12 protein-coding genes are annotated in these 12,006 nt (G+C 26.7%); all 12 read left to right on the top strand.

Going from position 1 to position 12,006, the window contains the following annotated elements:
• On the top strand, positions 1–1,119 hold the full coding sequence (carA, locus tag CMOL_RS05895; protein ID WP_239820103.1) for a glutamine-hydrolyzing carbamoyl-phosphate synthase small subunit: 1,119 nt from the start codon (positions 1–3) through the stop codon (positions 1,117–1,119).
• 2 nt (positions 1,120–1,121) lie between these two features.
• On the top strand, positions 1,122–1,787 hold the full coding sequence (locus CMOL_RS05890) for a sulfite exporter TauE/SafE family protein (RefSeq protein WP_239820102.1): 666 nt from the start codon (positions 1,122–1,124) through the stop codon (positions 1,785–1,787).
• 184 nt (positions 1,788–1,971) lie between these two features.
• On the top strand, positions 1,972–3,438 hold the full coding sequence (gene ccoN, locus CMOL_RS05885) for a cytochrome-c oxidase, cbb3-type subunit I (RefSeq protein WP_239820101.1): 1,467 nt from the start codon (positions 1,972–1,974) through the stop codon (positions 3,436–3,438).
• Positions 3,439–3,451: 13 nt separating this feature from the next.
• On the top strand, positions 3,452–4,117 hold the full coding sequence (gene ccoO, locus CMOL_RS05880) for a cytochrome-c oxidase, cbb3-type subunit II (protein ID WP_239820100.1): 666 nt from the start codon (positions 3,452–3,454) through the stop codon (positions 4,115–4,117).
• Positions 4,118–4,121: 4 nt separating this feature from the next.
• Positions 4,122–4,385, top strand: a complete 264-nt coding sequence (locus CMOL_RS05875; RefSeq protein WP_239820099.1) for a cytochrome c oxidase, cbb3-type, CcoQ subunit — start codon at positions 4,122–4,124, stop codon at positions 4,383–4,385.
• Positions 4,385–5,251 (top strand): cytochrome-c oxidase, cbb3-type subunit III, encoded by an 867-nt coding sequence (gene ccoP, locus CMOL_RS05870; RefSeq protein ID WP_239820098.1) that lies wholly within the window; start codon positions 4,385–4,387, stop codon positions 5,249–5,251. Before CMOL_RS05875 ends, ccoP begins: the two co-directional genes overlap by 1 nt.
• Positions 5,248–5,469: a DUF4006 family protein gene (locus tag CMOL_RS05865; RefSeq protein WP_239820761.1), complete on the top strand. Its 222-nt coding sequence runs from the start codon at positions 5,248–5,250 to the stop codon at positions 5,467–5,469. Before ccoP ends, CMOL_RS05865 begins: the two co-directional genes overlap by 4 nt.
• Complete coding sequence (locus CMOL_RS05860; protein WP_200281963.1) at positions 5,466–5,567, top strand: hypothetical protein; 102 nt, start codon at positions 5,466–5,468, stop codon at positions 5,565–5,567. The genes CMOL_RS05865 and CMOL_RS05860 overlap by 4 nt, the downstream gene beginning before the upstream one ends.
• Positions 5,564–6,154: a hypothetical protein gene (locus tag CMOL_RS05855; RefSeq protein ID WP_239820097.1), complete on the top strand. Its 591-nt coding sequence runs from the start codon at positions 5,564–5,566 to the stop codon at positions 6,152–6,154. The genes CMOL_RS05860 and CMOL_RS05855 overlap by 4 nt, the downstream gene beginning before the upstream one ends.
• Positions 6,147–6,665 carry a FixH family protein gene (locus tag CMOL_RS05850; protein ID WP_239820096.1) on the top strand — a complete coding sequence of 173 codons (519 nt, stop codon included), beginning with the start codon at positions 6,147–6,149 and terminating at the stop codon, positions 6,663–6,665. The genes CMOL_RS05855 and CMOL_RS05850 overlap by 8 nt, the downstream gene beginning before the upstream one ends.
• The gene (locus tag CMOL_RS05845; RefSeq protein ID WP_239820095.1) at positions 6,662–9,028 is read left to right on the top strand and encodes a PD-(D/E)XK nuclease family protein; all 2,367 of its coding nucleotides are present in this window, start codon (positions 6,662–6,664) and stop codon (positions 9,026–9,028) included. The genes CMOL_RS05850 and CMOL_RS05845 overlap by 4 nt, the downstream gene beginning before the upstream one ends.
• On the top strand, positions 9,025–11,790 hold the full coding sequence (locus tag CMOL_RS05840) for a RecB-like helicase (protein ID WP_239820094.1): 2,766 nt from the start codon (positions 9,025–9,027) through the stop codon (positions 11,788–11,790). The genes CMOL_RS05845 and CMOL_RS05840 overlap by 4 nt, the downstream gene beginning before the upstream one ends.
• Positions 11,791–12,006: the final 216 nt, after the last annotated feature.

The following is a 12,006-nucleotide window of genomic DNA, read 5'->3' as shown; positions in this document are numbered from 1 at the left end:
ATGAAAGCTTATGTTTATTTAGAAAATGATATTTTTTTAACAGCTAAAGCTTTTGGTAAAAATGGAACTTTTTTTGGAGAATTAGTTTTTAATACTTCTTTAACTGGATATCAAGAAATTATTTCAGATCCTTCTTATGCGGGACAATTTATTGTTTTTTCTATGCCAGAAATTGGTATAGTTGGAACTAATGATTATGACAATGAAAGCAAAGAAGTTTTTGCTAGCGGTATTTTAGTGCGAGAGTTAAGTTCTACTTTTTCTAATTTTCGAGCCAAACAAAGTTTAGATGATTATTTAAAAAAACATGGAAAAATAGGAATATGCGATCTCGATACAAGATTTTTGGTGAAAATGATTCGAGATTTTGGAAATTTAAGGGCTGTAATATCAACTGAAATTTCAAATAAAGAAGAATTAAAAAACGTTTTAGAAAAATCAGCGAAAATTGATGAAATTAATTTTGTTAAAGAAGTCAGTACAAAACAACCTTATGTTCATAAGCAAGGCGTTTGGAATCATTCAACTCAAAGTTATAATGATGCTAAAAGAAGTGCGAAAAAAGTTGCTGTTATTGATTATGGAGTTAAAATTAATATTTTAAATGAGCTTGTTGAAGCAGGTTTAGAGGTAGAAGTTTATCCTTATAATGTTAAAGCGCAAGAGCTGATTGAACTTTACAAAAAAGGTGAGATTCAAGGAATATTTCTTTCTAATGGTCCTGGAGAGCCAAAAATTTTAAAACAAGAAATCGCAGAAATTGAAAAAATGGCTAAGGCAAATATTCCTATATTAGGTATTTGTTTGGGTCATCAACTTTTAAGCAATGCTTTTGGTTATGAAACTTATAAAATGAAATTTGGACAACATGGAGCAAATCATCCTGTTATTAATTTAAATAATAAAAATATTGAAATTACAGCGCAAAATCATAATTATAATGTTCCAGAGGAGCTTTGTGAGGTTGCTTATATAACTCATCGTAATCTTTTTGGAGATAATGTAGAAGGTGTTAAATATAAAGATTATCCTATTATATCAGTACAACATCATCCAGAAAGTTCTTCTGGTCCTCATGAGAGTAAATATATTTTTAAAGAATTTATTGATTTGATGTGATTTTGTTAAATATTGATTTTTTTATTATTTTTAGTATAGCTTTTTTATCAAGTTTTGGACATTGCTATGCTATGTGTGGAGGATTTACTTTAGCTTTTATGAGATTAAATTCTTCATGTAAAAATTTATTTTTCTTAACTTTATTATATCAATTATCAAGAATTTTAGCTTATATTTTTTTGGGAATACTTTGCGGAATTTTTGGAAATATTTTAGCAATTAATGCCAAAATTCAAAGTTTTTCATTTTTTATTATCGGAATTTTTATGGTTATTTTAGGTTGCGCTTTGATTTTTAGAGGTAGCTTATTGGCTTTTTTTGAAAAAAATATTGTGCTCCATTCTTTATTTAAATTTTTAATGCAAAAATCTATGAAGTTTAAAGGTTTTAAATCTGCCTTGATATTAGGATTTTCAAATGGTTTTGTACCTTGCGGTTTGGTTTATTTTTTTTTAGCAGATTCTCTTAAAAGAGAAAATATTTTAGAAAGTATTCTCATAATGTTTGTTTTTGGAATTTCAACACTCCCAGCTATGTTATTTTTTGCTAAATTATCTCAATTTTTGAGTGAATTTTTAAGAACTATTTTTAATTATATTACTTATATCATAATTATCATATACGGAATACGTGTCAGCTATATTGGTTTTATTACTTTTATAAAATAATTTTATTTATATTTTTTAATTTAATAACTAAATTTTATTTTATTTTTTTAAAATAAAATGCTTAAAATATCGATAAATTCTTAATTTTAAGGTGTAATAAATAAAACAAAATTATTTTTTTAAGAAAAAATGTATAATTAATAGTCTATAATAATAATAAATCAAAATTTTAAGGAGAAAAACTATGCATCCAGGTAATGCATTGAGTTATGACTATACAGTTGCTAAATGTTTTATGTTTGCAACTATATTGTTTGGTATTATTGGTATGGCCATAGGAACTTTGATAGCTTTTCAAATGGCTTACCCTAATTTAAATTATTTAGCAGGAGAGTATGCAACCTTTTCAAGATTGAGACCTCTTCACACTTCAGGGGTTATTTTTGGTTTTATGCTTTCTGGAATTTGGGCTACTTGGTACTATATAGGACAACGTGTTCTTAAAGTAAGTATGGCTGAATCAAAATTTTTAATGATCATAGGAAAACTCCATTTTTGGCTTTATATGTTTACTATGATTTTTGCTATTATTTCTTTGTTTTTGGGAATTACAACTTCTAAAGAATATGCAGAACTTGAATGGCCTTTGGATATTTTAGTTGTTATTGTTTGGGTATTATGGGGTATGAGTATTTTTGGTCTTATTGGAATTAGGCGTGAAAAAACTCTTTATATTTCTCTTTGGTATTATATAGCGACTTTTTTAGGAATTGCTATGCTTTATCTTTTCAATAATATGGAAGTGCCAACTTATTTCGTTGCTGGTATAGGAAAATGGTATCATAGTGTATCAATGTATGCAGGAACTAACGATGCTTTGGTTCAATGGTGGTACGGACATAATGCAGTTGCTTTTGTATTTACTGTAGGAATTATTGCTCAAATTTATTATTTTTTACCAAAAGAAAGTGGTCAGCCGATTTTTTCTTATAAACTCTCTTTATTTGCATTTTGGGGTTTAATGTTTGTGTATCTTTGGGCAGGTGGACATCATTTAATTTATTCAACTGTTCCTGATTGGATGCAAACTATGGGTTCTGTATTTTCGATTGTACTTATTTTGCCTTCTTGGGGATCAGCGATCAATATTATGCTTACAATGAAGGGTGAGTGGAGTCAACTTAGAGAAAGTCCATTGATTAAATTTATGATTTTAGCATCGACTTTTTATATGTTTTCAACTTTAGAAGGACCTATTCTTTCTATAAAATCTGTTAATGCTTTAGCACATTTTACTGATTGGATTCCAGGACATGTTCATGATGGAACATTAGGTTGGGTAGGCTTTATGACTATGGCTGCGCTTTATCATATGACGCCTAGATTATTTAAAAGAGAACTTTATAGTAAGTCTTTAATGGAAATTCAATTTTGGATTCAAACCATAGGTGTAGTACTTTATTTTAGCTCAATGTGGATTGCAGGTATTACACAAGGTATGATGTGGCGTGCAACTGATAAATATGGCAATCTTATTTATTCGTTTATCGATACAGTTGTAGCTATAGTACCTTACTATTGGATTAGAGCTATTGGTGGTTTATTATACCTTATTGGTTTCTTTATATTTACTTATAATATTTATAAAACAATTGCCTGTGGAAGAGTGCTAGATAAAGAGCCAAAAAGTGCTTCACCTATGGCAGTGTAAAAAGGGAGGAAAAATGTTTAGTTGGTTAGAAAAAAATCCATTCTTTTTTGCTGTAGCTGTTTTTATTGTAATTGCCTATGCTGGTATTGTTGAAGTTTTACCAAATTTTACTGAAAATGCAAGACCTATTGAAGGAAAAAAACCTTACACTGTTTTACAACTTGCAGGACGTCAAATCTATATAAAAGAAAGTTGTAATGCTTGTCATTCTCAGCTTATACGTCCATTTAAATCTGAAACTGATCGCTATGGAATGTATTCAGTTAGTGGAGAATATGCTTATGATAGACCATTTTTATGGGGCTCAAAAAGAACAGGCCCTGATTTAATGCGTGTTGGAAGTTATAGAACGACTGATTGGCATGAAAATCACATGTGGGAACCTACTTCAGTAGTTCCACATTCTATTATGCCAGCTTACAAACATATGTTTAAAAATGATGCTGATATAGAAACAGCTTATGCTGAAGCTTTGACTATAAAAAAAGTTTTCAATGTGCCTTATGATGTACCAGACGGTATAAAACTTGGTTCTTGGAAAGATGCTCAAGAAGAAGTAAAAGCTGAAGCACAAGTTATAGTTGATGAAATGAAAAATGAAGAAGTGAAAAAAGCTTTTGCCAAAGGTGAAATTAAAGAGATTGTAGCTTTGATCGCTTATTTAAATAGCTTAAAGTAATATGATGGAACATTTATTAATTTTATTAGACGTAATTAAAAAAATAATCACTTTTAATTTAAGTGGAATTGATAGAGATGAGTGGAAAATTTTCCAAGGTTATGGATTTTTTCTATTTGTTGTTTTCTTATCATTGATTTTATATTGTTATTTGTATCATCTTTATAGAGCAGAGAAAAAGGGTGAAAGAAATTACGAAAAATATGCTAACCTTGTTTTAGATGATAGTATTAATGATAGTGTTTTAGAAAATAAAAGGAGTGCTTGATGCAATGGTTAAATTTAAAAGATAATACTAATTTATTGTCTTTGATTGGAGCTGTTCTTATTGTTCTAATCACGCTTGTAATTGTAAGCAGAATGTTTAGAAAAATGAAAGAAAAAAAAGGAGAAGCTGAGCTTAGTGAACATGAATGGGATGGAATAGGAGAATATAAAAATCCTGTTCCTTTGGGCTGGGCTATTGTCTTTTGTCTTACTATTGTTTGGGCGATTTGGTATTTTTTATGGGGATATCCTTTAAAATCTTTTTCAAGCATTGGTCAATATAATGAAGAGGTTCAAGCTTATAACTCTAAATTTGAGAAAAAATTTGAACATTTATCCACTGATGATAAAAAAGATATGGGTGAAAATATTTTTTTAGTTCAGTGTTCTGCTTGCCATGGAATTACCGCTGATGGAATTAATGGCAAGGCTCAAAATTTAAATATTTGGGGTAGTGAAAAAGGAATTATTGATACGATTATACATGGTTCTAAAGGGATGAATTATGAAGGTGGAGAAATGCCAGATGCATCTACTTTAGGCATAGCAAAAGAAGATATTCCAGCAGTTGCTGCTTATGTTGCCCAAGATATTTCAGCGATTAAAAAAACTGAAAATGAAAAATTAGTAGCTAGGGGAAAAGAAGTTTATGAAACTTGTGCCGCTTGTCATGGCGCTGATGGAAAAGGAGGGGAAGGTGGAATGTTCCCTGATCTTACAAAGTATGGTTCTGCAGAATTTGTAGTGGATGTTTTAAATAGGGGTAAAAAAGGTTTTATAGGAACTATGCCAGCATTTTCTACTTTAAATAATATCCAAAAAGAAGCTGTTGGCGAGTATGTAATTTCTCTTTCAAGGGGTAAATAATGGAAAACACAAATAGATGCGTATTTTCTTTTTCAGGTATTACAGGGATGCTTATTGCAACTGTGTTATTGATTTTCATTTTGGTAGTATTAACTATTTTTGGTATTAAAACTCAACAAGAAGTGATGCAAAAACCTTATAGTCTTAAGGATATTCAAAGTGTTAAAATGTTTGACTCAAAAGAGCAAGATCATAGAGTTATAAAGGATGCACAATGACTAAAGTATTAGAATATTTAATCGTTATTGGGCTTATAACTACTGCGGTAATTACTGCTTGGTCAGTATTAACTGCTAATCACTTGCACATAGGATGAAAAAAATATTACGAGATAGCTTGTTTTTAGCTATCTTTTTGTTTTTTCCTTTAAAAGTTTTTGCTCTTGATTATGTTGTTTTTAATGAAGGTGTATTAAGTCCAAAAGTTGTTAAAGAAATTAACTTAATAGGTAAAGAACTCGAAGAAAAAAGTCAGATTTTTACAGGAGTGGCTATAGGGGATAATACAGATTTTGAAACTTTATTTAATATGCAAAAAGAATTACCAAAGTCTTATATTCTTCTCATTTTATCTAAAAAATCACATAGGGTTGATATAGTTGGTTCTAAAGGCGTTCTTAATTTAATTGACAAAGAAGCTATACTTAGTCCCTATTCAGGAACAGGTTCAATTTTGCCTATTTTAGCAACACAAAAAGGTGATATTTATAATGCTGCTATTTTAAATGGCTATGCTGATATAGTTGATCGTATAACTCAAGCTAGAGGAATTACATTAAATTCTTCTATCGGTAATACAAATCGTGATACAATAAATATTTTAAGAATTTTAATTTATGGTTTTGTTTGCTTTGCATTACTTTATTATGTGCAAAGAAGAATGAAAGGGAAAAGAAATGGGTAAGAATACTTTTTGGCCTTATGGCTTATTAATCGCTTTTTTATTGATTATAGGGGCTTCAATTGCAACGGTAGTAATTTCAAGTGATCATCCTGTGTATGAAGATGATTTTTATTTTGACTCTTATCAAAATGTAGAAAATAATTATAATGAAATTCAAAAGCAGCAAGAAAATTTTAATAAACTTTTTAAGGTTGATTTTGAAAATAAAGATTTGAAATTAATTGGTCCTAAAAAAATTCCTATTTATACTATCAGTTGTAATTCTTATATAGCTAATTTTAAAATAGAATCTTTAGAAAAAGCAGATATTCAAAATTTAAAGTATGAAATTTTACTTACAAGACCTCATACAAAAAAATTTGATCAAAAATTACAAGGACAAATAAAACAAGGAATTTTAAGTATTGCTTTTCCTTCTAAAATTGAAGAAGGTAGATGGCAATTAAAATTTAAGCTGATTGAAAATCCTCAAACAATAGGCTTTTTTAGCTACGAATTGTATGCTAAATGAAACTTAGAATATTTGGTTCTACAAGAAAAACTAAAGAATATTACGAACAAAGTAAAGCTTTAAATGCTTTACTCTATGATGCCATAAATATACAAGATTTTTTAGAGAGAGTATGTTTAGTTAATTCCTATAAAGCAAGCTCTTATGAGAGTTTACTTTTAATGCAAGAAGCATGTTTAAGAAGTAAAAACTTAGAAAAAGAGTTAGGGATTAGTGCTGATTTTTTTACTTTTTTAAAAAATAATGAATATTTATTCTCATTTTTTAAAGAACTAAGCCTAGAAAAAAAAAGTATTGATGATCTTAAAAATAATGATTATTATGCAACTTATAATGAGCATTTAGAAATTTTAAAAGAAGTATTTGATCATTATCTTGCTTTGCTTAAAAAAAATAATCTTCATGATGATTTATCTTTAGTAAAAGATTACTCTATTAATTTTGATTTTATAGATGAATATGATGTCATTATGTATAATTTAGAAGGATTTTTGAGTAAATTTGAGGAAGATTTATTTTTGCAAATTTCCAAATATAAAGAAGTGATTTTATGTTTTAGAGTGAGTCGGTTTAACTATGAATATTTTTCTAAATTTGATTTTTTAAGCGAGGTGGATCTTGAAATAGGATTTTATTATGAGGTGAGTTTAAATCAAAAAAAAATTCTTAAAAAAGATAAAATTTATACCCAAAATTCAAAAGTTAAAGTTAAATCATTTGAAATTAGAAGTTTGCAATGTGCTTTTGTAATGGACGAAGTTTCCAATTTTTTAAGAGAGGGATTAAAACCTGAAAATATAGTTATTGTAACACCTGATGAAAATTTTTGTGATCTTTTAAGATTATTTGATAAAAATAATATGTTTAATTTTGCTAGTGGTATTAATATTAAAGAGAGTTTATTTTATCAAAAATTAAAAATACTTTATAATGCTGCAAATTCTGAATCATTTTATTACCAAAAACAAGAGGATTATTTTCTAAATGAAGATACAATTTTTGATTATTATAATACCTTTTTACATTATTTAAATCTTGATTTTGAATATTTTAAGAGTCAATTTGATCAACAATTTAATTTTGAACAATTTGAAAATTTAATAATTCAATTTTTGGAGAATGAAAAACAAGAGCTCATCAGCATAGTTCAAAAAGAATTATGTTTTATCAAAGATTTATTAAAAAATCAATCTTTAAAATTTAAAGAATTGCTTCAACTTTTTTTCATACATATTTCAAATTTAACTTTAAGTTATGTTGGCGGCGGAAAAATTACTGTTATGGGGCTTTTAGAAAGTAGAGGGCTCCATTTTGATGGAGTTGTGATAGTTGATTTTAATGAAGATGTGATACCCAAAAGAAGTATTAATGAGCTTTTTTTAAATAATGAAGTTCGCAAAAAAGCAGGCTTAATCAGCTATGAACGAAGAGAGAATTTGCAAAGATTTTATTATGAAAATTTAATTAAAAATGCCAAAAAAGTAAGTATTTCTTATGTTGAAAATGAAGAGCAAAGGAAATCTCGTTTTTTAGATGATCTTGATATAAAATATTTTTACGAAAAGCCAAATTCTAAAACTTACTTAGATGCATTAAGGCTTAATTATCAGAGTGTAAGACTAAATTTAGAGCCTATTAAAGCTCCAATTTTAAAACATAATCCATTTGAAAAACCTTTATCTTTTACTCGTTTTAACTTACTTCAAAATCAAAAAAGAACTTATTATTATCGTTATGTTTTGAATTTAAAAGAAGCTAGAGCTTTAAGCTATGAAAATAATTTTAAAAATGAAGGTAATTTTATCCATAAGATTTTAGAAATTTATTATAAAGAGAATTTAAAAAATTATTTTGATTGTGATATCTTTAACAAATTATTACAAAGAGAAAGTTTAAGATATGGCATTGGTGATTTAGAGCTAGAAATTTTAAAAATTCGATTTGAAAATTTTTATAAAAACGAGCAAAAGCATTTTGATCTAGGATATAAGGTTGATAAACTAGAATTACCTATTTCTAAAGTTTTAAATTTTAAACAAGAATCCATAGAATTAATAGGGGTTATTGATAGAATCGATCGTAACAATAAGGATGAAAATTTTATCATTGACTATAAAAGTGGAAAAATTCCGACAGATTCTTATCAATTAGCCTTTTATCAGGCCCTTTATGATCATAATGCTCAAGCTTTTTTTTATGATTTAAAGCGTATGAAATTTGTTAAAGAGAAGGCTAAGAGTTTGCCTGATTTGTTTGAAAGTTTAAAAGAATTATTAGATGAAAGCAAAGAAGAAATAGAATTTGAAAATAAAAAAGATGGATATTGCCCTTATAGATTGATTTATAAAAAGGAAGTTAAATGACTTTTAAACCCTTTTTAGCTCTAGAGGCAAGTGCTGGTAGCGGTAAAACTTTTGCTTTGAGCGTCCGCTTTGTAGCGCTTATTTTAAAAAATGCAAAAATAAATGAAATTTTAGCTTTAACTTTTACTAAAAAAGCTGCTAATGAAATGCAAAAAAGAATTATTGATACTTTTTTAAATTTAGAAAGCAAGGAAAAAGAGAGTGAATCTCAAGAATTGTGCAAACTCTTAGGTATAGAAAAAAAAGAACTCATAGTTTTAAGAGATGCCAAAAAGCAAGAATTTTTAAGACAAGAATTAAAAATCAGCACTTTTGATGCTTTTTTTAGTAAAATAGTTAGAGCTTTTGCTTTAAATTTGGGGCTTAGTAGCGATTTTAATATTAGTGAGGAAAAACTTGATATTAAGGCTATTTTTTTAAAGCTTTTAAGTAGAGAGGAATTGAAAGATTTAGCTTATTATTTGGTTAATATAGAAGAAAATCAAGATTTTTTCAATGAATTAGAAAGATTTTATGAAAATGCTTATTATAAGGATTGTATAAAAATTCCAAATCCATCAAAGGCAAAAATAAATAAAGCTTATAATGATTTAAGAACATATTGTTTAAGTTTGACTCATATTAAAAAATATACATATTTAATGCAAAATTTTAAAAGTGAAACTTTAGATTTAAATGAATTTATTAAAACAAGTTTTATGTCAAAATTTGATGAAACGGAGTATTTGCAAAAACTAAACGATGAAGATGTAAATTTTAATTTAAAAAGGGAAGAGTTTATTAACGCTTTAAATGATTATGCTAAAGAACTTGAACAATATAAAATTGCCAATTTAATGAATCTTTTAAATTATTATAGTGGGGCAAAAAATTCTATACAAAAAGAAAAAAATGTTTTAAGTTTTAGCGATATTAGTCGAAGAGTTTTTGATTTAATCACAAGTGATTTTAAAGATATGATTTATTTTCGCTTGGATGGGTATATTTCTCATTTATTGATTGATGAATTTCAAGATACTAGTGTTATACAATACAAAATTTTATATCCCTTAATTGCTGAATTAGTTTCAGGTGAAGGCGTGAAAAAAAATAGAACCTTTTTTTATGTTGGAGATAAAAAACAAAGTATTTATCGCTTTAGAAAAGGCAAAAAAGAACTTTTTGATCTATTACAACTTGATTTTAAGCAAATTAAAAAAGATCAACTAAAAGTCAATTATCGATCCAAAGAAAATTTAGTTTATTTTGTTAATGAAGTTTTTAAAAATAAAATAAAAGATTATGTGCCACAGCTTTCTTTAGAGGATAAAAAAGGAGGTTTTGTACGTGTTATTGAAACAAAAGAAGTTAAAGCTAAAGATCAATTTCAAGAAATAAAAGAAAAAGTATTTCAAGCATTGTTAGAGCAAATTTATTTTTTAAAAGATAAAAATATTTCTTTAGATGATATTTGTATTTTATGTTGGAAAAATAATGATGCAGATATGATTTTAGAATTTTTACAAAAATGTAAAATTCAAGCATTTACACAAAGCAATATTTTACTTGAAAATAAAGCCAGTGTACGTGTTGTTTTAGAATATGCAAAATATTGTATTTTTGGAGATGAATTTTATTTACATTTTTTAAAAGAGATTTTAGGATTTGAACCCTTAAGATTAAATCTTGATTTAGCAAGAAGCGCTATAGAAAATTTGCTTTATTTGATTAAGAATTTAAGGCTTGATCTTAGTGATATTGCTTTAATTCAATTTATAGAATATGCCAGAGATAAAGAGGATTTTTTAAAACTTTTATTTGAGCCTTGTCCTTTAAAAATCATCAATGAACAAAATATGGGAATAAGTATTATGACCGTGCATAAGTCTAAAGGTTTGGAATTTAAACATGTTATTTTAATAGATAGTCTTTCAAAAAATAACACAAATGGCGATAGCATTATGCTAGAATATGATATTAATAAAGGTTGGCAACTTCATCTTAGAGATAATATACGTAAATTAACCAAAGAATGCAGTTATAAAACTTTTATAGATAGTATAGCTGAGGCTGATTATGAAGATGATATAAATAAACTTTATGTAGCTTTTACTCGTGCTAAGGATTCTTTGATTATTATTAAAAGAAATAGTGAATTTAAACACGGAAGTTATCCTAGCTATTTAAATTCTATGCTTGAAATTAATGAACAAGAAATTGGTGTATTGCAGTTGCAAGATTTTTATGAAAAAAAACAGGAAAATTTACCTCCTGTTTTAAAAGAATTTGAAAAGGTTGGATTACAAGAAATTATTCATGATGAAAAATTAGATTCTAAAGAAATTTATTTTGGCAATGCTTTTCATTTTTTTATGCAAAATTTAAAACTACCAAATGGTGAAAATATTGATTTAGTTTGTCAAAATACTAAGAGTAAATTTAGATATTTTTTAAATGATGAAGAATTTAAAGTATTATTTTTAAGAGTTAAAAATTTACTCAACAATACAGAATTTCAAACCCTTCTTGAAGGTAAAAAACTTTTTAAAGAACAAGCATTGAGTTTTAAAGGAGAAATTAAACGATTAGATTTGCTTGCTCTAGATGATAAAGAAGTGATAATCATTGATTATAAAACAAGCCTTGCGATGGAGGATAAGCATAAAGAACAAGTTTATGAATATAAAATTGCCGTAGATGAAATTTTAAAAAAAAGATCAAAGGTTTTTGTTGTTTATTGTTTAGAAAATAAAATTTTAATTAAAGATTTTACTCAAAAATAAAATATTATTGTTTAAAAATTTATCGCAAAAAATTAAAAATAATAAACTACTAAGTGGTTTTAGCAAGTTAAATATTTTTGTATCAATTATAGACATACTACCTGATAAGATAAACTTGCTGATTTTTAAAAATTAATTGTATATTTATTGGAATTATTTATCATATAATTTAATCAAAATGAATCATAGTAAAGATTGTTTTATCAAATTATTTTT

The organism is Campylobacter sp. RM10537 (genome assembly GCF_022369435.1).
GTDB classification, from domain to species: Bacteria; Campylobacterota; Campylobacteria; order Campylobacterales; family Campylobacteraceae; genus Campylobacter_D; species Campylobacter_D molothri.
This window is presented reverse-complemented; position numbering and strand designations above follow the sequence as displayed.

Bases quoted from the DNA above. Each gene is read 5' to 3' on its own strand.
- carA (WP_239820103.1), top strand. From the start codon at position 1: ATGAAAGCTTATGTTTATTTAGAAAATGATATTTTTTTAACAGCTAAA.
- ccoN (WP_239820101.1), top strand. From the start codon at position 1,972: ATGCATCCAGGTAATGCATTGAGTTATGACTATACAGTTGCTAAATGT.
- ccoO (WP_239820100.1), top strand. From the start codon at position 3,452: ATGTTTAGTTGGTTAGAAAAAAATCCATTCTTTTTTGCTGTAGCTGTT.
- CMOL_RS05875 (WP_239820099.1), top strand. From the start codon at position 4,122: ATGGAACATTTATTAATTTTATTAGACGTAATTAAAAAAATAATCACT.
- ccoP (WP_239820098.1), top strand. From the start codon at position 4,385: ATGCAATGGTTAAATTTAAAAGATAATACTAATTTATTGTCTTTGATT.
- CMOL_RS05860 (WP_200281963.1), top strand. From the start codon at position 5,466: ATGACTAAAGTATTAGAATATTTAATCGTTATTGGGCTTATAACTACT.
- CMOL_RS05855 (WP_239820097.1), top strand. From the start codon at position 5,564: ATGAAAAAAATATTACGAGATAGCTTGTTTTTAGCTATCTTTTTGTTT.
- CMOL_RS05850 (WP_239820096.1), top strand. From the start codon at position 6,147: ATGGGTAAGAATACTTTTTGGCCTTATGGCTTATTAATCGCTTTTTTA.
- CMOL_RS05845 (WP_239820095.1), top strand. From the start codon at position 6,662: ATGAAACTTAGAATATTTGGTTCTACAAGAAAAACTAAAGAATATTAC.
- CMOL_RS05840 (WP_239820094.1), top strand. From the start codon at position 9,025: ATGACTTTTAAACCCTTTTTAGCTCTAGAGGCAAGTGCTGGTAGCGGT.